21 protein-coding genes and 1 other RNA gene are annotated in these 24,905 nt (G+C 72.6%); 8 read left to right on the top strand and 14 right to left on the bottom strand.

Annotated features, from left to right (window positions below):
* Positions 1-106: 106 nt before the first annotated feature.
* From MTF65_RS06695 to MTF65_RS06715, 5 genes are all read right to left on the bottom strand, one after another.
* Entirely contained in the window at positions 107-2,377 is a 2,271-nt protein-coding gene (locus tag MTF65_RS06695; protein ID WP_243627375.1) for a bifunctional glycosyltransferase family 2 protein/CDP-glycerol:glycerophosphate glycerophosphotransferase, read from the bottom strand.
* A gap of 136 nt (positions 2,378-2,513) precedes the next feature.
* A complete protein-coding gene (locus MTF65_RS06700) occupies positions 2,514-3,419 on the bottom strand; it encodes a carbohydrate ABC transporter permease (RefSeq protein WP_243627376.1) in 906 nt (301 codons plus the stop codon).
* On the bottom strand, positions 3,416-4,681 hold the full coding sequence (locus tag MTF65_RS06705; RefSeq protein ID WP_243627377.1) for an ABC transporter permease subunit: 1,266 nt from the start codon (positions 4,679-4,681) through the stop codon (positions 3,416-3,418). Before MTF65_RS06705 ends, MTF65_RS06700 begins: the two co-directional genes overlap by 4 nt.
* 190 nt (positions 4,682-4,871) lie before the next feature.
* Positions 4,872-6,371, bottom strand: coding sequence for an ABC transporter substrate-binding protein (locus MTF65_RS06710; RefSeq protein WP_243627378.1), 1,500 nt, complete (start codon positions 6,369-6,371; stop codon positions 4,872-4,874).
* A gap of 171 nt (positions 6,372-6,542) precedes the next feature.
* Entirely contained in the window at positions 6,543-10,085 is a 3,543-nt protein-coding gene (locus MTF65_RS06715) for an FHA domain-containing protein (protein WP_243628597.1), read from the bottom strand.
* Between the two features lie 437 nt (positions 10,086-10,522).
* On the opposite strand from MTF65_RS06715, the gene MTF65_RS06720 reads away from it, so the two are divergent.
* Together MTF65_RS06720 and MTF65_RS06725 are read left to right on the top strand one after the other, a co-directional pair.
* Positions 10,523-12,274: a serine/threonine-protein kinase gene (locus MTF65_RS06720; RefSeq protein WP_243627379.1), complete on the top strand. Its 1,752-nt coding sequence runs from the start codon at positions 10,523-10,525 to the stop codon at positions 12,272-12,274.
* A 180-nt stretch (positions 12,275-12,454) separates the two neighbouring features.
* Entirely contained in the window at positions 12,455-13,705 is a 1,251-nt protein-coding gene (locus MTF65_RS06725) for a serine/threonine-protein kinase (protein ID WP_243627380.1), read from the top strand.
* 244 nt (positions 13,706-13,949) lie between these two features.
* Here MTF65_RS06725 and MTF65_RS06730 read toward each other — a convergent pair whose 3' ends face one another.
* Entirely contained in the window at positions 13,950-14,951 is a 1,002-nt protein-coding gene (locus tag MTF65_RS06730) for an isopenicillin N synthase family oxygenase (protein ID WP_243627381.1), read from the bottom strand.
* Positions 14,952-15,265: 314 nt separating this feature from the next.
* Between MTF65_RS06730 and prfB the strand changes: the two genes are divergently transcribed.
* Positions 15,266-16,375, top strand: coding sequence for a peptide chain release factor 2 (gene prfB / locus MTF65_RS06735; RefSeq protein ID WP_243627382.1), 1,110 nt, complete (start codon positions 15,266-15,268; stop codon positions 16,373-16,375).
* Positions 16,376-16,493: 118 nt separating this feature from the next.
* Here prfB and MTF65_RS06740 read toward each other — a convergent pair whose 3' ends face one another.
* Complete coding sequence (locus MTF65_RS06740; protein WP_243627383.1) at positions 16,494-16,685, bottom strand: hypothetical protein; 192 nt, start codon at positions 16,683-16,685, stop codon at positions 16,494-16,496.
* Between the two features lie 232 nt (positions 16,686-16,917).
* Between MTF65_RS06740 and ftsE the strand changes: the two genes are divergently transcribed.
* The 5 genes from ftsE to ssrA all read left to right on the top strand — a co-directional run bounded on the left by ftsE (position 16,918) and on the right by ssrA (position 20,859).
* Positions 16,918-17,607, top strand: a complete 690-nt coding sequence (ftsE, locus tag MTF65_RS06745; RefSeq protein WP_030161344.1) for a cell division ATP-binding protein FtsE — start codon at positions 16,918-16,920, stop codon at positions 17,605-17,607.
* Between the two features lie 9 nt (positions 17,608-17,616).
* The gene (gene ftsX / locus MTF65_RS06750; RefSeq protein ID WP_243627384.1) at positions 17,617-18,576 is read left to right on the top strand and encodes a permease-like cell division protein FtsX; all 960 of its coding nucleotides are present in this window, start codon (positions 17,617-17,619) and stop codon (positions 18,574-18,576) included.
* A gap of 67 nt (positions 18,577-18,643) precedes the next feature.
* On the top strand, positions 18,644-19,864 hold the full coding sequence (locus MTF65_RS06755; protein WP_243627385.1) for a S41 family peptidase: 1,221 nt from the start codon (positions 18,644-18,646) through the stop codon (positions 19,862-19,864).
* Between the two features lie 18 nt (positions 19,865-19,882).
* Positions 19,883-20,368 (top strand): SsrA-binding protein SmpB, encoded by a 486-nt coding sequence (smpB, locus tag MTF65_RS06760; RefSeq protein ID WP_243627386.1) that lies wholly within the window; start codon positions 19,883-19,885, stop codon positions 20,366-20,368.
* A 102-nt stretch (positions 20,369-20,470) separates the two neighbouring features.
* Positions 20,471-20,859: a transfer-messenger RNA gene (ssrA, locus tag MTF65_RS06765) on the top strand.
* Positions 20,860-20,940: 81 nt separating this feature from the next.
* On the opposite strand, the gene MTF65_RS06770 is transcribed toward ssrA, so the two are convergent.
* The 7 genes from MTF65_RS06770 to MTF65_RS06800 all read right to left on the bottom strand — a co-directional run bounded on the left by MTF65_RS06770 (position 20,941) and on the right by MTF65_RS06800 (position 24,903).
* Positions 20,941-21,723 (bottom strand): aldo/keto reductase, encoded by a 783-nt coding sequence (locus MTF65_RS06770; RefSeq protein WP_243627387.1) that lies wholly within the window; start codon positions 21,721-21,723, stop codon positions 20,941-20,943.
* Positions 21,720-22,301 carry an AAA family ATPase gene (locus tag MTF65_RS06775; RefSeq protein WP_243627388.1) on the bottom strand — a complete coding sequence of 194 codons (582 nt, stop codon included), beginning with the start codon at positions 22,299-22,301 and terminating at the stop codon, positions 21,720-21,722. The genes MTF65_RS06770 and MTF65_RS06775 overlap by 4 nt, the downstream gene beginning before the upstream one ends.
* Positions 22,295-22,906, bottom strand: coding sequence for a 3'-5' exonuclease (locus MTF65_RS06780; protein WP_243627389.1), 612 nt, complete (start codon positions 22,904-22,906; stop codon positions 22,295-22,297). Before MTF65_RS06780 ends, MTF65_RS06775 begins: the two co-directional genes overlap by 7 nt.
* Positions 22,903-24,093, bottom strand: a complete 1,191-nt coding sequence (locus MTF65_RS06785) for a radical SAM protein (RefSeq protein ID WP_243627390.1) — start codon at positions 24,091-24,093, stop codon at positions 22,903-22,905. The genes MTF65_RS06780 and MTF65_RS06785 overlap by 4 nt, the downstream gene beginning before the upstream one ends.
* A gap of 98 nt (positions 24,094-24,191) precedes the next feature.
* On the bottom strand, positions 24,192-24,389 hold the full coding sequence (locus tag MTF65_RS06790; protein WP_243627391.1) for a hypothetical protein: 198 nt from the start codon (positions 24,387-24,389) through the stop codon (positions 24,192-24,194).
* Positions 24,386-24,652, bottom strand: a complete 267-nt coding sequence (locus tag MTF65_RS06795) for a hypothetical protein (protein WP_243627392.1) — start codon at positions 24,650-24,652, stop codon at positions 24,386-24,388. Before MTF65_RS06795 ends, MTF65_RS06790 begins: the two co-directional genes overlap by 4 nt.
* Positions 24,649-24,903: a hypothetical protein gene (locus MTF65_RS06800; protein ID WP_243627393.1), complete on the bottom strand. Its 255-nt coding sequence runs from the start codon at positions 24,901-24,903 to the stop codon at positions 24,649-24,651. The genes MTF65_RS06795 and MTF65_RS06800 overlap by 4 nt, the downstream gene beginning before the upstream one ends.
* Positions 24,904-24,905 lie beyond the last annotated feature (2 nt).

The following is a 24,905-nucleotide window of genomic DNA, read 5'->3' on the forward strand; positions in this document are numbered from 1 at the left end:
CTGGATGTGGCTGATGCCGCCTGCCTGGCAATTACGAGCCCCGCCGGCGATTGAGGCGCGGGGTCCGGGGCGGAGCCCTGGCAGCGGCGCCGCGCAGGTGCTACGGCTACGGCCAGAGGTTGGCCAGGGCGGGTTCCGGGGTTGGGGTGGGGGCGGGGGAGGCCGTGGGGGCCGGTGGGGTGGGGTGGCGGTCTTCCAGGGGGGTGACCGCCGGGGCCGGGTTCGGCTGGCCGAGGAAGACGCGGCGGACCACGCGCTCGGCCGCGTGGCCGTCGTCGTAGGAGCAGAAGCGGGAGCGGAACGCCGCGCGCAGCTGCGCCGAGCGGGAGCCCCGCCAGTGGCCCGTGGCGAAGATGTCCACGAGCTCGTCCTCTGTCCGGGCGATCGCGCCCGGCAGGCAGGCCCGCAGGTCGAAGTACGTGCCGCGGGCCGCCTCATAGGCCTCCCAGTCGTCCGCGTGGATCACGATCGGCCGGTCCAGCGCGGCGTAGTCGAACATCAGGGACGAGTAGTCCGTCACCAACGCGTCCGAGGCCAGGCAGAGTTCCTCCACCGACTGGTACGAGGAGACGTCGATGAGGCGCGGATGCGCCTCGTGCGGGGCGGCCGTGTCCGCGTACGTGAGGTGCGCGCGCGTCAGGATCGTGAAGCGCGGCCCCAGATCGCGCAGCACCCGCTCGAAGTCGAGGTGCTCCGGCCGGCTGCGCCGGTAGTCGCGGTGGGTGGGGGCGTACAGGATCACCGTCGAGCCCGCCGGGATGCCCAGGCGTTCGCGCAGCTCCACGACGTCCGCCTGGGTGGCGCGGTGGAAGATGTCGTTGCGGGGGTAGCCGTACTCCAGCGTGGTGTACGGCGAGGGGATCGCCTTCTCCCACACCAGCGTCGAGTGGCGGTTCGCGGACAGCAGGTAGTCCCACTGGTCGGCGCCGCGCAGCAGGCCCGCGAAGTCCGTCGTCGGCGTCGCGGCCGGGCGGTCCTGGAGGTCCAGGCCGACCCGCTTGAGCGGGGTGCCGTGCTGGGTCTGGAGCAGGGTCTGGCCCGGCCGCTTGACCAGGGTGCGGTCGAAGTTGACGTTGGTCACCAGGTACGTGGCGCGCGCGAGGGCGGTCCAGTACGCGGCCGAGCCCGGGCGGAGCATGGCCGTCTCCGGGGGAAGCGTGGCCGCGTGGGCCGGATCGCAGATCCACGCCGTCCGCATCCGGGGGGCCAGCTCCCGCAGCTTGGCCTCGATCGCCGCGGGGTTGCAGGAGTAGCCGCCGTGCCAGTACGCGGAGAACACCGCCAGCTCCGGCCGCAGCGGCAACAGGCGCTGGAGGCGGTAGTGCAGCCGCAGCGCCGTCTCGCGCAGCCCCCGCCAGGCGGAGAGGCCCGCCCGGCCGGTCGCCAGCGCGCCCGCGCGGCCGGCGGACAGCGCGTGGTACGTGCGGCGCAGCCCCAGCCGCATCAGGGCGTGCCGCACCCGGTCGGTCCGCGACAGCGGCAACGGCTGCGGGCCGACGGCCCGGTAGCGCCGCAGCGAGGCCGAGGCGCGGCGGAAGAACTCGGCCCGGCTCGCGCGCGGGAGGCGGCGCGGGTCGGCGTACAGGGCGCAGAAGTGATCGGCCATCCGGCGGTGCACCGCCGGGCGCCAGCGCTCCAGCTCGGGGCGGCTGGTGAGGAAGCCGAAGACCCGGTCGTACTGGTCGAAGATGTCGAGGTGGCGGCGGGTGGAGGTGGTCAGGATCGAGCCCGTCCGGCGCTGCCGGTAGTGGACGCAGACCCGGTCGAGGACGGCCACGGATTCCGCCGCCAGCAGCGCGGGGTAGGTCCAGGGGGTGTCCTCGTAGTAGCCGGAGCCGGGCGGGAACTCCAGCCCCTCGCGCTCCACGTACTCGCGGCGGTACGCCTTGTTCCACACCACCATCAGCATGCCGAGCAGCGCCGGGCGGTCGGCGAGGCGGAAACTGGCCGGGCCGTCCTCGCAGAGCCGGTGCGCGAGGCTGTTGCGGACCGTCTCGCCCGTCCAGAAGGTGCGCGCGTAGTCGTAGACCAGGACGTCCGGGGAGCCGGTGGCCTTCAGCCGGTCGGCGATGGCCTGGAGGGCGCCCGGGGCGAGGGTGTCGTCGCCGTCGAGGAAGATCAGGTAATCGCCGGTGGCGCGGGCCAGACCCGCGTTGCGGGCCGGGCCCAGCCCCAGGTTGTGCGCCAGGTGCACGCCCGTGACCCGGGGGTCGCGCGCCGCACGGTCGTCGATGATCGAACCGCAGGCGTCCGGGGAGGCGTCGTCGACCGCGATCAGTTCCAGATCCGGGTACGACTGGGACAGGACCGAGTCCAGACTCTCCTGGAGGTACGCCTGAACCTTGTACGCGGGCACGATGACGCTGAACCGGGGCACGGCACATCCAGGGGTCGGCGCGGGCATATTTCCCAGCAACCCCCGGCGTGGCGATCGGGTTACGCACGGTGTGGCATTCGGGTTACGCAGCGTCAACGCCGCATGTCAGGGGCTGTTCGCGCGCGTTACTTGACCGCTACTTGATCGCTCCGGCCATCACCCCCGAGACGAACTGCCGCTGGAAGGCGAAGAAGACGACGAGCGGGACGACCATCGACAGGAACGCGCCCGGCGCCAGCACGTCGATGTTGTTGCCGAACTGCCGGACCTGCTGCTGGAGCGCCACCGTGATCGGCGGGCGCGCCGAGTCCGCGAAGACCAGCGCCACCAGCATGTCGTTCCACACCCACAGGAACTGGAAGATGCCGAGCGAGGCGATCGCCGGACCGCCCAGCGGCAGTACCACCCGCGTGAACAGCCGCAGTTCGCCCGCCCCGTCGAGGCGGGCGGCCTCCAGCAGCTCGCGCGGGATCTCCGCGAAGAAGTTCCGCAGCAGGAACACGGCGAAGGGCAGTCCGAAGGCGGTGTGGAACAGCACCACACCGGCCGTCGTCTCGAACAGGCCGATGGTGCCGAAGAGTTCGGACACCGGGATCAGCGCCACCTGTACGGGAACCACCAGCAGCCCCACGACGATCAGGAACAGCCAGTCCCGGCCCGGGAAGTCCAGCCAGGCGAAGGCGTACCCGGCGAACGCGCCCAGGGTGAGCACGAGCAGCGTCGCCGGAACCGCGATGGCCACCGTGTTCAGGAGGGAGCCGGTGATGGTCTCGTTGGCGAGCAGCCGCTCGTAGTTGTCGGAGGTCAGACGGGAGGGGGCGGTCAGCGTCTCCCACCAGCCGCCCTCGTTCAGGCCGGCGGGGGAGAGGAAGGAGGAGATCAGCAGGCCGATCGTGGGCAGCAGCCAGAACAGGCCCGCCAGGATCAGGAACACGCGCAACGCCAGGGCGCCTGCGGCGAGCGTGGCGGATACGGATCTCGCCGACGCGGGCCGGGGCGCCCCGGCCGCCGCCGGGGACGGCGTCCGCTCGGTTCCGCTCATCGGGACCCCTCCCTCCGCAACCGGCGGATGTTGTAGAGCATGACCGGCACCACCAGCGCCAGCAGCAGCACCGCGATGGCGCTGCCCAGCCCCTGATCGGCGTCCGTGCCGAACGAGGTGCGGTACAGCTGGAGCGCGAGCACGTTCGCGTCGTCCTGCACCGCGCCCGGCGCGATCACGAAGACCAGGTCGAAGATCTTCATGACGTTGATGACGAGCGTGACCAGCACCACCGCCAGCACGGGCGCCAGCAGCGGGACGGTGATCCGGCGGAACACCTGCCACTCGCTCGCCCCGTCCACCCGGGCCGCCTCCAGCAGCTCGCGCGGTACGGCCGCCAGCCCGGCCCCGATGAGCACCATCGCGAAACCGGCCCACATCCAGACGTACGCCCCGATGACCGCCGGGGTGACCAGCGTCGGGCCGAGCCACTCCACGCCCGCGTACGCCTCCCGGAAGTTCGACGCGGGCAGCCGCAGCAGCGCCCCGTCGGCCTTCTCGGACAGGGTGAAGGTGCCGTCGGCGCGGGCGGTCGCCGAATCGACGACCCTGCCGTCCTTGACCGCCTCGATCCGCATCCCGGCGAAAGCGGACTCGGTGGGGTCGACCGCGTTCGTACGGCCGCCCCCGCCGCGGGTGAAGTCCTGCCAGGCCGTGCCGGTGACCTTCCCGGGCTCGGCGGCGGCGGGCCGCGCCGTACGGGTCCCCTCGGGCAGGTCCTCAGGGGCGACGCCGACCAGCGGCAGCGGCACCGGAACGCCCGCCCGTACGGGATCACGCGTCACGAAGGCGCCCGCGTCGGCCGGGACCAGCGGCGAGTCCCGGCCCGGGCGGGCCTTCGGGAAGGCCGAGGACTCCGCGAAGGTGTCGTGGACCCCGACCCAGACCGCGTTGGCGACACCCCGGTCGGGATCGTGGTCGTAGACGAGCCGGAAGATGATGCCCGCCGCCAGCATCGAGATCGCCATCGGCATGAAGACGAGTAGCTTGAACGCCGTCCCCCAGCGCACCCGTTCGGTGAGCACCGCGAAGATCAGGCCGAGCGCGGTGGCGGTGGTCGGCGCCAGCACCACCCACAGCGCCGTGTTCCCGAGCGCCGTACGGATCGTGTCGTCGCGCAGGATTTCCAGGTAGTTGGCCCCGCCGACGAAGGCGTCGCCGGAACGGTCGAAGAAGCTCCGGTACACGGAGTAGCCGATGGGCTGCACGACGAGCGCGCCGAGCAGGACCAGGGCCGGGAGGAGGAACGCCGCCGCGACCATGCGGCGGCGCCGGGCCTCGGCGGCCTTCGGTGATGCGGCCTTCCGCGGTGCGGACCGCCGTGGTGGGGCCTTCCGTGGTGCGGACTGCCCTCGTGGGGACTGCCGTGGTGGGGACTGCCCCGGTGGGGACTGCCCCGGTGGGGACTGCCGTCGTGGGGGCTGATCCTGTGGTGCCGTGGCCGCCACGGGATCAGCCCCCGTAGGCCTTGGCCGCTTCCGCCTCCAGTTTCGCCTGGGCGCCCGCCACGTCCGACGGATTCGCCAGGAAGTCCTGGAGGGCCTTCCACTCACCGGAGCCCGGCGTTCCGCCGAAGGCCGCCGGGGCCTGGTCCGACATGTCGAAGCGGAAGTCGTCGCCCGCCGCGATCAGGGCCTTGGCGATCTCGCGCTGGATGTCGTTCGGGTACGCGGCCGGGCTGACCGCCTTGTTCGGAGAGACGAACCCGCCCGCGCGGGCCTGGATCTCCGCCGCGTCCGGCGACGCCAGGAAGGTCAGCAGGGCCTGCGCGCCCTTCGACGGCTTCAGGGCGACCGCCACGTCACCCCCGGAGACCACGGGCGGCTTGGAGCCGACCGCGGGGAAGGGGAAGACGAGCGCGTCCTCGCCCACCTTCGCCTCGGTCTGCGCGATGTTCACCGCCACGAAATCGCCCTCGTAGACCATCGCGGCGGCGGGCCGGTCGCCGCCGGTGAAGGTCTGCGTCACCGACTTCGGGAACTCGGTGGCCAGGGCCCCGCTCTGGCCGCCCGCCAGGAAGTCCTTGCGGCCGAACAGCTCGCCGAGCGTGGTCAGCGCCTGCTTGACGCTGTCGTCCGTCCACTTGATCTGGTGCTTGGCCAATTGGTCGTACTTCTCCGGGCCCGCCTGGGAGAGGTAGACGTTCTCGAACCAGTCGGTGAGGGTCCAGCCGTCCGCGCCGGCCACGGAAACGGCCGGGGTGCCGGAGGCGGAGAGGGTGTCGGCCGCCGTCAGCAGCTCCTTCCACGTGGTGGGGGGCTGTACGCCCGCCGCCTCGAAGGCCTTCGCGTTGTACCAGATCAGCGACTTGTTGGCGGCCTTGTAGTACACGCCGTACTGGGTGCCCTCGACCGCGCCCAGCGACTTCCAGCCGCCCGAGTAGTTCTTGTCGAGCTGGGCCTGCGCCTCCGGCCCCACCGGCTGCGCCCACTTGTTCTTCACCGCCGAGACCAGGGCCCCGACCTGCGGGAGCAGCGCCACGTCCGGCGGCTGGCCGCCCGCGATCTTCGAGCCGAGGAAGGTGACGATCGGGTCCTGGGCCGGGACGAAGGTGACGGTGGCGCCGGTCCGCTTCTCGAACTCCTTGAGGACCTTGGTGAAGTTCTCCTGCTCCGGACCCGTCCAGACCGCCGCGACCGCGAGCTTCTCACCGGGCAGCTTGGGTAATTCCACCCGCTGCCCGGCCGTGGATTCCGCGCCGGGGGGCGGGGGGTCCTCGGCCGCGCCGCCGTTCCCGCACGCGGTGAGCGTGAGCGCGCCCGCGGCGGCGAGGGCCGCCCAGGTACGGGCTCGCGCGCGGGCCCTCGTACGACGCTTCGCGCGGCTGCGGCCCGGGCCGGCCCGGCCTTGTCCGAGGCTGGCGCCCCCGCTCCCGCCGTCGCTCCCGCCCTCGCCGTGCGTGCCGCTCCGCGTATGCGTATGCGTATGGCTCGTTCCGTGCTGACCGCGCATGGTTACGCCCCCGATGCCTGTGTGCTGCTCGTGGTGTGTCCCTGTCCCTGTGTCCCTGTGTCTCGTGCCACAAGGTCTACGCCGAGCCGTGCGCCCCCGCAATACCGCGTCGCGGCCCGCGGAGGCCCGTCGGGGCCCGCAGGGGCCCCGCTGGGGCGTACCGGCGGGTCGCTACGGGGCCGGCGGGAACAGCACGGGCGTCGCCGAGACCAGGTGCGAGGCCCGGTCCAGGGCGCTCGCCAGCAGCGCGAGGTCGGTCGGGCCGTTGCCCAGCTCGCGCACCGGGCGGCGGGCCGGCGGGTCACCCATCCGCTCCCATTCCACCGGGACCACCGTCGGCCGCAGCGTCGCGGTGCGCGGGATCCGGCCGGTGACGCGGCCGCCCTGGAAGGGCGCCGTGCTGCCGTCGGCGTACCGGAGGCGGCCGCGGCCGGGGCCCGGCTGATCGGGGGCGTCGAGCTCCACCCGGAGGGAGGCCAGCCGGGCGAGCTCGGTGTCGGCCGTACGGTCCGGGCGGGCGCTGGTGGCCACCAGGTGCACGCCGAGCCGGGCGCCGTCGCGGGCCACCGCCTCCAGGGCGCGGACCACCGAGCCGGCGGCGGGGCGGCCCGTGCTGCCGAGCCCGGGCGCGACCAGCGCGTCCAGGTCGTCGACCAGGAGCACCAGGCGGGGCAGCGGGCTGGGACCGGCCGCCGCCGGGTCGGTGCGGAACGAGGCGGAGCGCAGCCGCAGGGTGCCGGTGCGGTGGGGTTCGAGGTCGCCCCGCAGTTCGCCGGGGGCGGGCCGGCGGGGCGAGACCATCCGGTCGCCGACCTCGCGGCGGGCGTGCCACTCGGCGAACGGCACACCGTCCAGCAGCTCCGTACGGCGCTTGAGCTCGGCGCCTATCGCCTGCGCGAACTCCCGCATGCGGACGGGCTCGGAGGCGACGAGGTGCGCGGAGACGTGGGGGAGCTCGGTGCAGGGCAGCAGGCCGTCACCGCGCTCGCCGCCCGCACCGTCGAGGAGTACGAGGCCGAGCCGGTCGGGGCGGGCGGCGGCGGCGAGGGAGGCGGCGACGGAACGCAGCAGTTCGGTACGGCCGCTGCCGGCGGGGCCCTCGATGAGCAGGTGCGGGCCGTCGTGGACCAGCTCGGCGCCGACGGGGCCGCGGCGGCCGGAGCCGAGGACGATCTCGACGAGGCCGCCGACCCCTTGGCCCTGGTCGGTGGCGGCCGCCCAACGGGCCATCAAGGAGGCGGGGGTGGCCCGGGCCAGCCCCAACTCGTCCAGCAGCCGCGCCGTCTGGGGGAGCGCGGCGGCGACGGTCCGGGACGGCTCGGCGGGCGAGGCGTGGGCCCGCAGGGGGGCGAGGGCGCGGGCGAACCGCTCGGCCCAGGCGGCGGAGACCGCGTCGGCGGTGGCGGTGTCGGCGGTGGCGGTGTCGCCGGGCGGGACGAGGCGGCCGTCGGTGACCGCGAAGGTCCGTATGACCGTGGCCACGTCCCCGCTGAGCAGGGCGACCGCGCCGCAGTCCCGCAGGGCGGGGGCGCCGGCGCAGGCCGCCTCGTACGTCTCGGCGACGGGCGAGGCCGGGGTGGCGGCGGGCGCCTCGGCGAGGCAGAGCAGGTGGATCCCGGCGGCCGGACCGTGGGAGGCGAGACGGCCGGTGACGTCCCGGAGCGCCCCCGCGCCGGGGTCGCCGTCCAGGACGACGAGGGTGTACGGCCCGTCGTACGCATCGGCGGCCCGCCGGACGGCGGCGCGGTCGGCGCCGGCCCAGCCGGCGCCGAGCGGGCTGTCGTCGAGGCGCCGGGTGAGCTCGCCGGTGCGGGCGGCGGCCTGGTCCCGGTCGTACGCGAGGAGGAGCCGGCAGTCCTGGCCGTGGGCGGGGCGGAGGTGGGGGAGCCAGCCCAGCCAGCCCCAGTCCCGGCGGCGGTCCTGGAGGGGCCGGGCCCGGTCGCCGCTGATCAGTACGATCTCCAGCTGCCCGGGCGCGTGCAGTCCGGCGAGCTGGGCGATGACGGAGCGGGCGACGCCGGTGAGCCGGGCGCGCGGCCCGGCGATCCCGAGCGCGCCGGCCTCGCGCAGCGAGACCCGGCTGCCGGCGCCGAGGCCGACGTCGAGCACGCCGGGGGCGCGGGACCACAGCCGCCGGGTGGGGCCGAGGGCGGCGAGCAGCAGCGCGGCGGGATCGTCCGCGTAGGGCAGCGCGGCGACGGCCGTTTCGGCCACGACCTCGGCCCCGGGGCCCTCCTCCCCCCGCACCCACTTCCGCGCCCACGCCCCGATCCCCCACCGCCGGTTGCTGCCACCGGCTTGTCCGGCCCCGCGGGGCGTCCCGGGGCCCATGTCGGCCCCGCCGCCCGCCGGGTCGAGCCCGTCGGCCCGCCCCGTTCCGGGTGCGCCGGGGTTGCGGTTTCCGGGACGCAGCCCCATACCGGGTGCGGAGCTGGGCGTGCCGCCCTGTCCGGGGCCGGAGGCCGCGTACCCGGGCGTGCCGGAGCGGTGCCCCGGGCCCATGTCGGCCCTGCTGGGGCCGAAGGCCGCGTGCCCGGGCGTTTCGGGGTGGGCGCTGCTGTCGGCGGCCGAGGTGGGCCGGTCGGGCTGTGCCGTGCCGGGGGTGCCGGGGTTGTGGTTGCCGGGGCGTAGCCCCGTGCCGGGTGACCCCTGGCCGGGGCCGGAGGCCGCGTATCCGGGCGTGACGGGGCGCTGCCCCGGGATCATGTCGGCTCCGCCGGGGCCGGAGGCCCTGTGCCCGGGCGTTTCGGGGTGGGCGCCGCTGTCGGCGGCCGAGGTGGGCCCGTCGGGCTGTGCTGTGCCGGGGGTGCCGGGGTTGTGGTTGCCGGGGCGTAGCCCCGTGCCGGGTGACCCCTGGCCGGGGCCGGGGGCGGCGTGCCCGGGTGTCCCGGGGTGGTGTCCCAGGGCACCCTGGCCGGGGCCGGGGGCCGCGTGCCCGGGTGTGCCGGGGTGGTGTCCCGGGGCCGTGTCGGGCCCGCCGGGGCGACCCGTGACGGGGGCGGAGTCGGGCGTGCCGGCCTGGGTGGGGGTCGGGGCCGCGGGGCCGGAGGGTGCGGGGCCGGGCGTCGGGATGGAGAGGTGGCCCTCCTGGTCCGGGGTGACCGGCAGCGGGGGCTCCGCGGCGGCGGCCAGCCGGAGGGTGGATTCGCCCACCCGCAACAGCGCCCCCGGCGCCAGCGCGACCGGACGTTGTCCCACCACCGCGCCGTCCAGCGTCGTGCCGTTCGTCGAGTTCAGGTCGGCCACGGCCACCCGGCCGTCCGGCATCACCGTCACCGCGCAGTGCGTCCGCGACACGTCCGGGTCGTCCAACGGCACATCCGCGTCCGCGGACCGCCCGATCCGTACGGCCCCGGGATGCAGCAGGTGCACCCCGCCCGCGTCCGGCCCGGCCACCACGTGCAGTTGGGGCGCGCCCAGCCCGTCCTCCGGCTCCGGCAGGACATCCGGCACCGGCCCGTGCAGGGCCAGCACCGCCCCGTCCACCAGCGGAGGCTCCCCCAGTACCCGCCGTTGCGGATCGAGCCGCTCCGCCCCGGCGTACAGCACGACCGTGCCCCCGGTGTCGGGTCCGCCGACGGTCGCCGCGAGCCCGGAGGCCACCGCGGCGAGCGCGGTCCCGGCGGGCGCCGTGACGAGCACGTCACAGCTCGTCGGAGCGGTCGCGGTCTGGTGGCCGCTGCGCGACCCAAGGACGGTCAGCCGGATCTGCATCGCCGTCAGCAGTCCCTTCTGCGCGGTGCGCGGTGCGTGCGCCCGGCAGGGGGACAACTGGGCGGGCACGGCCCGCCCTTCAACCCCCCACCCGGCACGGCGAAGGCGGGGCTCCCGTCCCGGCCGTTCCGTACGGGTGCATCCTCGCACCTGTCACCGACAACACGCCCGGCACCCGCCAAGAAATGATCTTGATCGGTCACGGGCCGGTCCAGGCCTCGCACAATTCGGACAGCCGCGCAGGCGAAAGCCGAGCAAAAACGCCTCCGGCATAGGCCGCAAACCTCACCCTTCGTACATATGTACGGCAACCAACCTTTGGTGACCGGCGTCTTCCCGCAGGACACCGCCTAGAGTGGGCCGGAAATATCCACCACGCGTTCAGACGCAGACGCAGACGCAGACAGCAGACACACGACAGCAGGGGAGCGCGAGACGTGCGGCCAGTCGGCAGCAAATACCTGCTCGAGGAGCCGCTCGGGCGCGGCGCCACGGGCACTGTCTGGCGTGCCCGCCAGAGGGAGACCGCCGGCGCGGAGGCGGCCGTCGCCGGGCAGCCCGGCGAAACCGTGGCCATCAAGGTCCTCAAGGAGGAGCTGGCCCAGGACGCGGACATCGTCATGCGCTTCCTGCGCGAGCGCTCGGTCCTGCTGCGCCTGACGCACCCCAACATCGTGCGCACCCGCGACCTCGTCGTCGAGGGCGATCTGCTGGCCCTGGTCATGGACCTCATCGACGGCCCGGACCTGCACAAGTACATCCGGCAGAACGGCCCCTTCACCCCGGTCGCCGCGAGCCTGCTGACCGCCCAGATCGCGGACGCGCTCGCCGCCAGCCACGCCGACGGCGTGGTCCACCGCGACCTGAAGCCCGCCAACGTCCTGCTCGACGAGCGCGGCGGGCAGATGAAGCCGATGCTCACCGACTTCGGCATCGCGCGCCTCGCCGACTCCCCGGGCCTGACCCGCACCCACGAGTTCGTCGGCACCCCCGCCTACATCGCCCCCGAGTCCGCCGAGGGCCGCCCGCAGACCTCCGCCGTCGACATCTACGGCGCCGGCATCCTCCTCTACGAGCTGGTCACCGGCCGCCCGCCGTTCGCCGGCGGCACCGCGCTCGAAGTGCTCCACCGCCACCTGAGCGAGGAGCCGCAGCGCCCGTCGGCGCTGCCCGAGCCGGTGTGGACCGTCATAGAGCGCTGCCTGCGCAAGGAGCCGAACGAGCGCCCGAGCGCCGAGAGCCTGGCCCGCGGGCTGCGCGTCGTCGCCGCCGGCATCGGCGTGCACTCCTCGCCGGAGCAGGTGGAGGCGGCGCTCGGCGTCGGCGCGCTGCTCGCGCCCGACCCCTCGCCCGCGCCGGTCCCCGAGAACCCGGTCTCCCCGGGCGCGGCCGACGCCACCCAGGTGCTCCCCGGCCGGACGGGCGCCCCGATGGGCGCTTACGACCCGAACGGCATGACCAGCGTGCTGCCGCCGGTCGGCGCCGCCGACGCCACCTCCGTGCTGCCCAGCACCCCGGGGGTCCCGGCGGCGGACCCGACCGCGGTCATGCCCCCCGTACAGCAGCCGGACGCGCCGCACCCGTGGCAGACGCAGATGCGGGCCGCCCGCGACCGCAACGAGCAGACGCAGATGCAGTACCTCGACCCGAGCGAGGACCCGCTGCGCCGGCGCCCGCAGCGGCAGGCACCCCCGCCCCCGCCGCAGCAGCGGCCCCAGCGACCGCAGCAGCCCCCGCAGTACCGCCAGGCCCCGCCGCCGCAGCAGTACCAGCAGCCACCGCAGCAGCAGTACGCGCCTCCGCCTCCTCCGCCGCAGCACTATCAGCCGCAGCAGCACCAGCCTCAGCCGTACCAGCAGCCGCAGCAGCCCCAGTACCGCCAGCCGCAGCCCCCGCAGCCGCAGCCCCCGCAGGGTCCGCCGCCGCAGCAGCGCGCCCCGAGGGAGCCCCGCGAGCCGCGCCGCCGCAGCGCCAACCCGGTGCGGATCCCGGGCCTCGGCTGCCTCAAGGGCTGCCTGGTCATGATCCTGGTGTTCTTCGTGGCGGGCTGGCTGATCTGGGAGCTCACCCCGCTCCAGGAGTGGGTGGGCACCGGCAAGGGCTGGTGGGATCAGGTGGGCACCTGGCTCGGCGACGTCTACGACTGGCTGGGTTCCGTCACCGAGTCGCTGGGCGGCACGGAGTCCTGAGCAGAGCCGCGGGCCCGGAGCCCGGGGCTCTGTAGCGCCGACTTCGTAGATTTGTCGACTTCTGGGGCGTGTTTTCGCCCGCAGAAGTGAAGGTCGCCGCGAATCGGGGCCCCTACTGGCCTACAACCCCCATTCGGCCGCGTAGCTTTGGTGCGTACGCCAGCCGCTGAGGGAGCAGTCGTGGCACGGAAGATCGGCAGCCGGTACACCGCGCACCAGATCCTGGGGCGCGGCAGCGCGGGCACGGTGTGGCTGGGCGAGGGGCCGGACGGGCCCGTCGCCGTCAAACTGCTGCGCGAGGACCTCGCGTCCGACCAGGAACTGGTGGGGCGGTTCGTCCAGGAGCGCAGCGCGCTGCTCGGCCTGGAACACCCGCACGTGGTCTCCGTCCGCGACCTCGTCGTCGACGGCAACGACCTCGCCCTCGTGATGGACCTGGTGCGCGGTACGGACCTCCGTACGCGCCTCGACCGCGAGCGCCGGCTCGCCCCCGAGGCGGCCGTGGCGATCGTCGCGGACGTCGCGGACGCGCTGGCGGCGGCGCACGCGGCGGGGGTGGTGCACCGGGACGTGAAGCCCGAGAACGTCCTGCTGGACATGCAGGGCCCGCTCGGCCCCGGCGGCGCGCACCCGGCGCTGCTGACCGACTTCGGCGTCGCCAAACTGATCGACTCCCCGCGGCGGTCCGCCGCGGGGCGGGCCACGGCGCCGACGACCCGGATCATCGGCACGCCGGACTATCTGGCGCCGGAGATCGTGGAGGGCCTGCCCCCGCGCGCGGCGGTGGACATATACGCGCTGGCCACCGTGCTGTACGAGCTGCTGGCGGGGTTCACCCCCTTCGGCGGCGGGCACCCCGGCGCGGTGCTGCGGCGGCACGTCACCGAGACGGTCGTCCCGCTGCCCGGGATCCCGGACGAGCTGTGGCAGCTGATGGTCCAGTGCCTGGCCAAGGCCCCGGCCTCCCGGCTCCGGGCCTCGGAGCTGTCCGCGCGGCTGCGGGACCTGCTGCCGCTGCTGGTCGGCATGCCGCCGCTGGACGTGGACGAGCCGGACGACGCGGAACCGGAGCCGTCGGAGCCGGAGGACGCCCTGGCGGACCCGGTGCGGCGGCGGGGCGTGGTCCCGCTGGTGCCGGGGTCCGCGACGGACTCGAACCGGGATACGCACACCTCGATGCGGGTGCCGGGGCCGGACGAGCTGGCGGGGGGTGCGCTGGGCACGGCCCGCGTGCCGCGCCCGGCCGGCGGACACCGGCCGGGCTCGGCCCGGCACCGGGCGGAGGTCGCGCGCAAGCGGCGGCTGGTTCTCTCCGCGTCGGCGCTGGCGCTGGCGGCGGCGGTGGGCCTGGGCACCTGGCTCGCCGTCTCCGGCCCCGACGAGTCCGCGCCCCCGCAGGACACCAAACAGTCGGGCCCCCGCACCCCGTAGCCCCCGTGCGCCGCCGCCGCTGGGGCTCCGCCCCAGACCCCGCGCCTCAATCGCCGGCGGGGCTGAATTTGCCCTGCGGGCAATCCAGCCGCGCCACATCCAGCCCCGCCGGCGTTTGAGGCGCGGGTCCGGGCGGAGCCCGGAAGGCCCGGCGCAGCCGGCTCCGTCATGTCCCGCCGGGCCCGGGCCCCGCCGGCCCCGTCGGACCGGACCGGCAGCCGGCCCCGCTGGGCCCGCCGCAGGGCTACGCCTCGACCAGTTCCGGGTGCCAGCGCCGCGCCACGGCCGGGTGGGCGCGGACCCAGCCCTTCAGTTCATTGCGGCCGTACTCCGCGTGCAGCGGGTTCGACGCGTCGTGCGCCACCCCCGGCGCCGACCGCAGGTACTCCCCCGGGACCGTCTCCACCACTGCGTCCAGCCGCGGGTTGTAGAAGAACGGCACCGAGTACCGCTCCACCGCCCCCGGCGGGCTCACCACGCGGTGGTCCGTCGCCGTCAGGTACCCCTCCGTCGCGATCTCCAGCAGCTCGCCCAGGTTGACCACGAACGCCCCCGGCATCGGCGGCACCTCCACGTACTCGCCGTCCCGGACCACCTGGAGGCCGCCCACCGCGTCCTGGAGCAGGAGGGTGAGGAACCCGTAGTCCTTGTGGGCGCCCACGCCCTGGTCGTTCCCCGACGGCGCCGATCCCGGGTACCGGATCAGCTTCGTGTGCAGGTGCGGCCGGTCCGCGAAGGCCGCGTCGAAGAAGTCCGCCGGGGCGCCGATCGAGGTCAGCAGCTCCCGCAGCAGCCGGTGGGCCACCACCGCCAGCCGGGACTGCCAGTCCAGCACCGCCGTCCGCAGCTCCGGCAGCGCCGCCGGCCACTGGTTCGGGCCCTCCAGCCACAGGTACGGGGGATCGTCCGGCCCCACCACCGGCGCCGGCCGCTCCGCGCCGACGTCCAGCTGGTCGCGCCAGTCGGAGGCACCGCCCGTCAGCTCGTGGCCGATCCGGGTGTACCCCCGGAAGTGCGGGGAGTTGAGATTGCTCACGGCCAGCCGGTCCGCCTCCGGGAGCGCGAAGAAAGCCCTGGTCAGATCGAGTATGCGGGCGGTCTCGGCGGCGGTGATCCCATGGCCGGTGAGGTGCAGGAACCCGGTGTCCCTGGCGGCCGCGTGCAGCTGCTTCAGGAAGTCGGCCCGCTCGGCGGGATCGTCGGCTCGGGAGAGGTCGAGGACGGGAAGGGAGTGCGCGGACGTCATGACGGCTCCGTTTCGGGATGTCACGGGGTCCTGTTCCCGGGGTCGCCGGGGCAGCGGGTGGAGGGGACCGCCGGCAGGGGTGTCGCCGGGGCCGCTGGGCCGCTTGCAGGACCAAGTCGGATCGGGGTGGATCAGGCTTGTGTACGGTCCGGCGGCAGACAGCTCGTCGTCGTGACACGCATGTGGTCCACATGGCGCCGCTTCACGAGTAGGACATTCATACGGTGAGCGTACGCCCGTACCCACGGCTGCCAGAACGGGCCGAAGCGGGCCTGACCGGACTGGGCCGTCCGGGGACCGGCTACGCTGGTCCCGTGGCAGTCGTCGATGTTTCCGAAGAGCTGAAGTCCCTCTCCTCGACCATGGGGTCGATCGAGGCCGTCCTGGACCTCGACAAGCTGAGGGCAGATATCGCCGTGCTCGAGGAGCAGGCCGCCGCGCCGTCCCTGTGGGACGACCCGGAGGCCGCCCAGAAGATCACGAGCAAGCTTTCGCACCTCCAGGCGGAGGTCCGCAAGACCGAGACGCTGCGCGGACGCATCGACGACCTCGCGGTGCTCTTCGAGCTCGCCCAGGAGATGGACGACGCGGACACCCTGGCGGAGGCGGAGACCGAGCTCGTGTCCGTGCGCAAGGCACTGGACGAGATGGAGGTCCGGACCCTGCTCTCCGGCGAGTACGCCGAGCGCGAGGCCCTGGTCAACATCCGCGCCGAGGCCGGTGGCGTCGACGCCTCCGACTTCGCCGAGCGCCTCCAGCGCATGTACCTGCGCTGGGCCGAGCGGCACGGCTACCCGACCGAGGTGTACGAGACCTCGTACGCCGAAGAGGCCGGCATCAAGTCGACCACCTTCGTGGTCAGGGCCCCGTACGCGTACGGCACCCTCTCCGTCGAGCAGGGCACCCACCGCCTCGTGCGCATCTCGCCCTTCGACAACCAGGGCCGCCGCCAGACCTCCTTCGCGGGCGTCGAGGTGCTGCCGGTCGTCGAGTCCAGCGACCACGTCGAGATCGACGAGGGCGAGCTGCGCATCGACGTGTACCGCGCCTCCGGCCCCGGCGGCCAGGGCGTCAACACGACCGACTCGGCGGTGCGCATCACGCACCTCCCGACCGGCATCGTCGTCTCCTGCCAGAACGAGCGCTCGCAGATCCAGAACAAGGCCAGCGCCATGAACGTCCTCCAGGCCAAGCTGCTGGAGCGGCGCCGCCAGGAGGAGCAGGCCAAGATGGACGCCCTCAAGGACGGCGGCAGCTCCTGGGGCAACCAGATGCGGTCCTACGTCCTGCACCCGTACCAGATGGTCAAGGACCTGCGGACGGAGTTCGAGGTCGGCAACCCGCAGGCGGTGCTCGACGGCGAGATCGACGGCTTCCTGGAGGCCGGCATCCGCTGGCGCAAGCAGCAGGAGCAGGTCGCGTAAGCGGAGGCCGCATAGGGCCACGTCAAGCAAGGGAGAGGCCCGGACACCCATGGGTGTCCGGGCCTCTCCCTTGCTTGACTCTTGCTCGACGGGACGTGGCGGAGCCCTTCCAGGCCCTCTAGGCGGTCTGCTGTGCCACCAGCGCCAGCGCTGCCACCAGCACCACCAGAAGCACGATGAGCGCCATGGGGTTCAGGCCGGCGAAGGGGCCCTCCTGCTGGAGGCGCGCCCTGTTCGCCCGGCACACCGGGCAACGGCCCTGGCTGATGGGTGCGGCGCAGTTCGCGCACACGAGCCGGTCGTACGTCATGGGCTCCTCCTCTCGTCCCCTCGTACACCACATACAACGCGGGAGGGAACGACACCGTTCCCCCTACCACTGTGCCAGCTCGCGCGACATTCGGCGCGGCCCGTCCGGGCAATCGCGGTCCCACCCCTCCAGGACCTGGGGATATATCGGGCAACTCCGGACGCCGGGTGCCCACCGCCCGCCCGTTCGCGTAGGGTCACGCACACCTACTCCCGGCGACCGTGGTGCACCCGTGATCCGATTCGACAACGTCTCCAAGTCCTACCCGAAGCAGAACCGTCCCGCACTCAGAGATGTCTCCCTGGACATCGCGAAGGGCGAGTTCGTCTTCCTGGTCGGCTCCTCCGGCTCCGGCAAGTCCACCTTCCTGCGGCTGGTCCTGCGCGAGGAGCGGGCGAGCCACGGCCAGGTCCACGTCCTGGGCAAGGACCTCGCCAAGCTCTCCAACTGGAAGGTCCCGCAGATGCGGCGCCAGCTGGGGACCGTGTTCCAGGACTTCCGTCTGCTGCCCAACAAGACGGTGGCCGAGAACGTCGCCTTCGCGCAGGAGGTCATCGGCAAGCCGAGGGGCGAGATCCGCAAGGCCGTCCCGCAGGTCCTCGAACTCGTCGGCCTCGGCGGCAAGGAGGACCGGATGCCCGGCGAACTCTCCGGCGGTGAGCAGCAGCGCGTGGCCATCGCCCGCGCCTTCGTCAACCGCCCCGCCCTGCTGATCGCGGACGAGCCCACCGGAAACCTCGACCCCCAGACCTCCGTTGGGATCATGAAGCTGCTGGACCGGATCAACCGGACCGGCACCACCGTGATCATGGCCACGCACGACCAGCAGATCGTGGACCAGATGCGCAAGCGCGTCATCGAACTCGAACAGGGCCGTCTCGTACGCGACCAGTCGCGCGGCGTCTACGGCTACCAGCACTGAAAGGACGCCATGCGCGCCCAGTTCGTCATGTCGGAGATCGGCGTCGGTCTCCGTCGCAATCTCACCATGACCTTCGCGGTCATCATCTCCGTGGCCCTGTCGCTGGCCCTCTTCGGTGGCTCCCTGCTCATGCGCGACCAGGTCAGCGCGATGAAGGGGTACTGGTACGACAAGGTCAACGTCTCGATCTACCTCTGCAACGAGGCCGACGCGAAGGACAGCGCCGACGCGAAGAACGGCCAGGACGCCGGCGCGGCCGGGAGCGCGGTCTGCTCCAAGGGTGCGGTGACCGCCGAGCAGAAGAAGGCCATCGAGGCCGACCTCAAGGCGATGGACCTCGTCGAGAGTGTCCGCTACGAGTCCACGGACGAGGCGTACAAGCACTACAAGGAGCGCTTCGGCCACACCGCCCTGGCCTCGGTGATCACCCCGGACCAGATGCCGGACTCCTTCCGGGTGAAGCTCAAGCAACCGGAGAAGTACAAGGTCATCACCAGTTCGTTCGCGGGCCGGGACGGCGTCCAGTCGGTCGAGGACCAGCACAACCAGCTGGACAACCTCTTCGGGATGCTCAGCGCCCTCAACTGGGCCGCCCTCGGCATCATGCTGATCATGCTGGTGGTGGCGCTGCTGCTGATCGTCAACACCGTGCGCGTCTCGGCGTTCAGCCGCCGCCGCGAGACCGGGATCATGCGCCTCGTCGGCGCCTCCAGCTTCTACATCCAGGTGCCGTTCATCATGGAGGCCGCGTTCGCCGGCCTCATCGGCGCCGTCGTCGCCTGCGGCATGCTCGGCGTCGGCCAGTACTTCGTGATCGACCACGGCGTCGCGCTGCGCGCGAAGATGGAGCTGATCAACTTCATCGGCTGGGACTCCGTCCTGACCAAGCTGCCGCTGGTGCTGGCCATCGGCGTGCTGATGCCCTCGCTCGCGGCCTTCGTCGCGTTGCGCAAGTACCTGAAGGTGTGACAAGCGCCCCGTGCGCGGTCCGGTCAACCCTCCGTACCGGCACGGGGCTTGTCCTAGACTCGGCGCCATGCCGGGTCTGCCCGCCTTCTGTTTCCGGCCCCGCGACCTGCGTCGCGGGGCCGCTTTGACGTTGGCAGTCCTCGCGGCCCTCGGCGCCGCCGCGAGCACCGGCTGCTGGGACCGCGCCGACGCCACCGACGCGTCGGCGTCAGCGTCGGGGTCGGCGTCAGCGCCGGGGTTACCCCTCACCCGTACGAGTGCTGCCGCGCCGGACGTGTCCCGCCAGGCCGGCACCGCGGACCGGGAAGCCGTCGCCCGGGCCGCCGCCGAGGCAGTCGCCGAGGGCAAGTCCGGCAAAAAGGCCGCCCAGGAGGTGGTCAGCCGCAGCGGCGACCGCTGGGGCACCGTCTACGACCAGGGCGAGTACGCCGCCTTCGCCGAGGACCTCGACGGCCGCTGGACCGGCGTGGGCCTGTGGGCCGGGCGCCGCGAGGGCGGGCGCATCGAGGTCGAGCGGGTCCAGCCCGGCAGCCCCGCCGCCCGGGCCGGGCTGCGTACCGGGGACCGGCTGCTGAGCGTCGACGGCCACGGGGTCACCGGCCTGGCCGTCGCCGATGTGGTGGCCCTGCTGCGCGGCGCGGCGGGCACCCCGGTCGTGCTCCGCCTCAGCCGGGACGGCGCCGATTTCACCGAGACCGTCCGGCGCGAGCAGCTGCGCCACGAGCCCGTGACCGTACGGGAGCTCCCGGGCGGGATCACCGTCATCAAGGTCGTCTCCTTCACCCGGGGCTCCGGGGACCAGGTCCGGGCCGCCGTCCGCGCGGCCCCGGCCGGCGCCCGCCTGATGCTGGACCTGCGCGGCAACCCGGGCGGGCTGGTCACCGAGGCGGTGACGGCCGCTTCCGCCTTCCTGGACGGTGGGCTCGTCGCCACGTACGACGTACGGGGGTCCCAGCGCGCCCTGTACGCGTCGCCGGGCGGGGACACCGCGAAGCCCCTGGTGGCGCTGGTCGACGGCGGCACGATGAGCGCGGCCGAGCTGGTGACGGGCGCCCTCCAGGACCGCGGCCGCGCGGTGACGGTCGGGACCCGCACCTTCGGCAAGGGCTCGGTGCAGATGCCGACGCGGCTCCCGGACGGCTCGGTGGCGGAGCTGACGGTCGGCACGTACCGCACGCCGGCGGGCCGCAGCCTCGACGGCGGCGGCATCATCCCGGACGTGGCGGCGGGCGACGGCGCCGAGGATCGGGCCCGCACGGTATTGGGTGGCCTCGGAGTGGGTCCATAGTGCGAAAATGACCGCACTATGGTTAAGGAAAAAGGGCGCAAGCTGATCGCCCAGAACAAGAAGGCACGGCACGACTACACGATCATCGACACCTACGAGTGCGGCATCGTACTCACGGGTACCGAGGTCAAGTCCCTGCGCCAGGGCCGGGCCTCCCTGGTGGACGGCTTCGTGTCGGTGGAGGGCAACGAGGCCTGGCTGTACAACGTGCACGTGCCGGAGTACAGCCAGGGCACCTGGACCAACCACAGCGCCCGGCGCAAGCGGAAGCTCCTCATGCACCGCGAGGAGATCAACAAGCTGGAGCGGAAGGCGGACGAGTCGGGCAACACGATCGTGCCCCTGACGCTGTACTTCAAGGACGGCCGCGCCAAGGTCGAGATCGCGCTGGCGAAGGGCAAGAAGGAGTACGACAAGCGTCAGACGATGCGGGAGAAGCAGGACACCCGCGAGACGAACCGCGCGATCTCGGCGATCCGCCGCAAGCAGCGGGGCACGGTTTAACCTCCTGGCACGCGGTGGTCCACTTCGCGTACCATGGTGTCAGCACCACCCCCTCGGGGGCGGCGCTAGATGTGCGGTATCCAACTGAATAGCGTGAAACATGGGGATGATCGGTTTCGACAGCGGATGTCGATGCAGGGGAAGCGAGCCGAGGAAGCGGCAATGATCTCGCTAACCATATGTCGCAAACAATAATCGCCAACTCCAAGAGCGATAACTCCCGCTTCACCCTCGCTGCCTAATAACAGTGAGCTGAAGCCTCTGTGAGGAGCGTCAGCCCGGAAGTGGTCCCGGTCCGGATCCTGGCGTCAATTAGGGATCTAAACCTCTAGCCCCGGTCACGGGGGTTGGAGGGAAATCAAACAGTGACTGAGCCCGTCGGAGACTTGTCCGCGTGATCTCCGGGGCTGAGAAAATCGCAGCGGACTGCGCTCGGAGAAGCCCTGCTTCTGCACCGTTGGACGCGGGTTCGATTCCCGCCATCTCCACCACCCCATGTGGGCACAGGCCCGGCAGTCGTCACGACCGCCGGGCCTTTGTCGTATCACCCCACCCGCATCTGGCGGCATGGGCTAGTCGGCGAGTGCGCTGACGAGTTCGCCGAGGTGGTGACTGTCGCTGGTGCCGGGCATCGGGGCGACGTGCGGACTGAGGCCGAGGAGCCATTCCAACGCGTCCCCCGCGCCCCCGTCACGGGCGAGTGCTCCGGAGCCGAGCGGCGAGTAAGCCACGTAGGGGATGCCGAGCACACGGCAGTGCTCGACGGTGGCGAGGTCGTCTGGCCGCTCCCGGTTGAGCTTGTTCTGTACCGCGGCGATCGGGGCCACCGTGGCCGCCTGGTCGATCTCCTCGGGCCCGACCTTCGACAGGCCGATGTGGGCGATCTTTCCTTCCGCCTGGAGTTCGGCGAGGGCGCCGACCTGGTCCAGGAACGGGACGGCCGGGTCGTTGCGGTGGAGGTAACACAGGTCGAGCTGTTCGACGCCGAGGCGGCGCAAGCTGCCTTCGACGGCGGCCCGCAGGTAGGCGGGGTACCCGTGGGGCGTCCAGGTGCGGGGGCCGGGCCTGAGCATGCCGACCTTGGTGGCGATCAACACGTCCATGTCGAACCAGTACGGGGCAAGGGTGTCGTGGATCAGGTTCTCGACGGTGTGGGGGCCGTAGGCGTCGGCGGTGTCGATGTGTGTGATCCCGTGCAGGCGGATCGCCTCAAGAAGGACGGCCATGGGCTCCACGCGCTTGGTGCGCAGGTTGCCCCACGAGTCGTGGCCTGCCAGACGCATGGTGCCGAAGCCGATGCGGGAGACGGTCTTACCGGCGATGGTGATGGTGCCGCCGGGCGCTACCGGGCTCACGCGGCGCTCTCTGCGCGAGTGAGGGCGGCGAGGATGGCGCGCTCGTCGTCGGGGCCGGTGATCCGCTGGTGGGGGATCTGCTGGTCGGTCAAAAGCGCGTGGATGTGCCGGTCTACGGCGGCCCGGTATTCGAGGTCGCGGTCACGGCAGTCGCCGAGCGGGATGCCCGGATCGAGGACGGTCGCGATGAGCGTGTCGTACCCGCCCGTGTGGGCCTTGACCAGGTTGATCAGGTGGGTGGTGGTGTCCGGGTCGGGCTCGACTCCGGCCCGTTCCTGGGCGGCGAGGTAGTAGGCGACCGGGTCGAGCGCCGAGCGGTCGATGAGGACCACGTCAGCGTTCAAGGTGGCTTCGGCGGCAGCCGCGGCGGATGCGGCAATGATCCATTCGGTGCACTCGGGCGTCTGGTTCTGGAGCTTGGGGAACCCCAGCTCGGCGGCCTTCTGCGCGAACGATGCGGGCGTGCGGGCCACGGTGCGGCCGGTGGCCCGCAGCTCCATTTCCAGGCGCCGCAGGAAGGTGGTCTTGCCGGTGGAGTGCGTGCCGGTGACGGCGATCCGGGTCGGGCTGGTCACCATAGTGTCTGCTCCTCCGGTTCGGGGGTTCGGGTCAGGCCGGGCATGCCTGGCGGCACCGCGTGTGCGGCAAGGGCGTCCCACGTGTCGTAGTGGGTGGCCAGGTGGTGCAGCAGGAGAGCGGTGGCGTGGGCGTCGTATCCGGCTCGGTGCCGAGTGCCGGCCACGTCGTCCAGGCGGATTCCGGTGTGCGTGATGAGGGCATCGAGGCCGAAGCCCTTGTGACCGGGGAACGCGGCCCGGGCCAGGCGGAGGGTGTCGATAACCCCGGCGGGCTGCCAGTGGGGCATGTGCCGGGTCAGGAGGCCGTATTCGACGCTGGCGGAGTGCGCGCAGATCCACGCCCCGTCCAACAGCTCCTGTACGTCCTTCGCGATCTCCGGCCAGGTGGGGGCGTCGGCGGTCATCTCGTTGGTGATGCCGTGGATGCGGCTGATCCGGGACGGGATCGGGGTGGGCGGCCGGATCAGCCACGTGCGGGCCCCGTCCGGCTGCGGCATGCCGTTCTCGACGGGCACGGCGGCGATTTCGACCAGGTCGGGCGGGTTGGCCCCGTTCCCTTCGACGTCAACGACGAATAGGGGGCGGGGCCAGGTGGACCAGTTCACGGGGTGGGGGCTCCTTGCTCCCCTCCGCGCCATCCGATCTCGGCGCGGCCGTGTCGGCGGTCGCGGTGGGGGTGGGCACGGTCGTGGACCTGGAAACCGTAGCCGTGCTGCATGTAGTAGCGGGGCTGCTCGGCCAGTCCCTCGGTGATGATCGCCCGATCGGTGATCTCCACCGGCGCCGTCGCCCCGAGCGACGCCGCTACCGTGTTGGCGTCCGCCGTTTCCGGGGCCTGCCACGCAGCCGCGCACAGGCCGAGCTGACGCTTGGGGCAGATATCGCACAGCTCGCGGATGCCGTAGTGGCCGTTGTAGTCGGCGAGGCCGTGCGCGTAGGCGACGGCGCAGGACGTCTTACGGAACAGCGGGCCCCACGGCTCCTCCGAGTCGGCCGGCCTCCGGAAGACATCCAGGATCCGGGCCTCGGTCTGCTCGGGCATGATCTTCCGCCGCGCTGTGCCCTCGTACGGTTCGGGGAGGCCGTTCTCCCGGTAGTAGGCGGCGATGTCGTCGCGGAAGAACAGGCCGGTGAAGACGCTGGCGTGCGCGTGCTCGGACAGGGCCTTCGCGGTCGCCAGGTGTTCGGCGGTGTCGTTGAGGCCCGGGACGATCGGCCGCCAGTAGAAGACCGCCCGGTAGGTGTCGGCGTTCGCGTACAGGGTCTTGAGGCTGGTGGCCGCGATGTTGGAGTCCACCGGTTCGATGCCGGTGTGGGCGATGCCGGAGTAGGTGACCAGGACGGACAGCTTGATGTGCTTGAAGCTGTTGAGGATGGCGCAGTCCTCCGAATCGACGCGCCACCGGGTGATCACCAACACGTGATTGGTCAGGCCCTGCTCATCGAGTAGGCGCAGCGTGTTGAAGGTGTGCTGCTTGACCACCGGGAGCATCGGGTCCGTGGCCTTGTTGAACAGCTGGATCGGGGTGACGTGCGGGCGGAAGTACCGGTGTCCGATCAGGGCTGTCACGGCGTCCTCGTCGGACATCAGGGCACGCGGCACCTTCATGCCGAAGTTCTTGTAAAGGTGGCGGATGCAGTAGCCGCACTCCAGCGGGCAGCCGATCACGTGGTTCAGCGACAGCCCCGACTTGCGGTACTCGATGACGTCGGCGAGATCAGGTCGCAGCTCGCCGGCCTCCTCGGGGGTGAGCAGCGGTAACGGGCGGCGGGTGCGTGCGGGCGCGGTCAACGGAGCCTCCTGGGGCCTTTGGGGTTCGGGTGACGGCCTGCGGCGGGGGCCTGTTGCCGTGGGGACGGAGGTGCAGGAACGTCCCCGCCGCAAGGCAGTCAGAGGGTCGTGAAACGGTCGGCGCGGCGCCGGATCACGGTGAGGCTGTCGGGGTCGGTGGTGGTCCACTGGTCGGACAGGACGGCGTCCGGCATGCGCAGAACCCACACCGCCCCGCGGATGACATCGGTGACGATCGCTTCCCGGCGGTCTTCGTCCGTGACCCAGTCGCCGACCCACGCCCGCGCCCCGCTCATCGGGTATCTGCCGGGTTGGTGTGGCCGAGCGGTATCAGCGGCTGGAGGCTGCGGGGGTCGGCGGTCCACTCCCGGCCCGACCCGTCCGCGGGCCGCATGTGCGCAACGCGCCGGATCACCTTGTCGGTGGTCTTCGACGTGTAGACCAAGACGGCGACGACATTTCCGCGGCGGCCTGTCTCGGGGTGCGCGACGTCCCGGCCGAGGAGTCGGTGCTCGGTGTCCTCGGCGATGGTGAAGTCCGCTTCGGAGGCCGGAATCACCGCGTACCCCCGGCCGTCGAGTCAGGGTGGGCGAGCCGGTCGGCGGGCGCCGTCCATCCCGCGCCGCCGCCCTCGGGAACGAGCTGGTACAGGCCGGTGTCGGTGTCCTCGGGGAGTGCGGTGACCACGCCGAGCGTCAGCCATTCGGTGTCGTAGGCGAGGTCACCGCGCTCGGGGAGCCATCCGGCGGCGGCGTCGGCGAGGTCTCGGCGACGGGCACGGTCCTGGTCAGTACGACGCGTGGGAGTCATGT

Source organism: Streptomyces sp. APSN-46.1 (genome assembly GCF_022815725.1).
In the GTDB taxonomy this organism is placed as follows: Bacteria; Actinomycetota; Actinomycetes; order Streptomycetales; family Streptomycetaceae; genus Streptomyces.

Bases quoted from the DNA above. Each gene is read 5' to 3' on its own strand.
- MTF65_RS06790 (WP_243627391.1), bottom strand. From the start codon at position 24,389: ATGAGCGGGGCGCGGGCGTGGGTCGGCGACTGGGTCACGGACGAAGAC.
- MTF65_RS06710 (WP_243627378.1), bottom strand. From the start codon at position 6,371: ATGCGCGGTCAGCACGGAACGAGCCATACGCATACGCATACGCGGAGC.
- MTF65_RS06715 (WP_243628597.1), bottom strand. From the start codon at position 10,085: ATGCAGATCCGGCTGACCGTCCTTGGGTCGCGCAGCGGCCACCAGACC.
- MTF65_RS06755 (WP_243627385.1), top strand. From the start codon at position 18,644: ATGCCGGGTCTGCCCGCCTTCTGTTTCCGGCCCCGCGACCTGCGTCGC.
- smpB (WP_243627386.1), top strand. From the start codon at position 19,883: ATGGTTAAGGAAAAAGGGCGCAAGCTGATCGCCCAGAACAAGAAGGCA.
- MTF65_RS06700 (WP_243627376.1), bottom strand. From the start codon at position 3,419: ATGAGCGGAACCGAGCGGACGCCGTCCCCGGCGGCGGCCGGGGCGCCC.
- MTF65_RS06800 (WP_243627393.1), bottom strand. From the start codon at position 24,903: ATGACTCCCACGCGTCGTACTGACCAGGACCGTGCCCGTCGCCGAGAC.
- MTF65_RS06740 (WP_243627383.1), bottom strand. From the start codon at position 16,685: ATGACGTACGACCGGCTCGTGTGCGCGAACTGCGCCGCACCCATCAGC.
- MTF65_RS06730 (WP_243627381.1), bottom strand. From the start codon at position 14,951: ATGACGTCCGCGCACTCCCTTCCCGTCCTCGACCTCTCCCGAGCCGAC.
- ftsX (WP_243627384.1), top strand. From the start codon at position 17,617: ATGCGCGCCCAGTTCGTCATGTCGGAGATCGGCGTCGGTCTCCGTCGC.
- MTF65_RS06705 (WP_243627377.1), bottom strand. From the start codon at position 4,681: ATGGTCGCGGCGGCGTTCCTCCTCCCGGCCCTGGTCCTGCTCGGCGCG.
- MTF65_RS06775 (WP_243627388.1), bottom strand. From the start codon at position 22,301: ATGGTGACCAGCCCGACCCGGATCGCCGTCACCGGCACGCACTCCACC.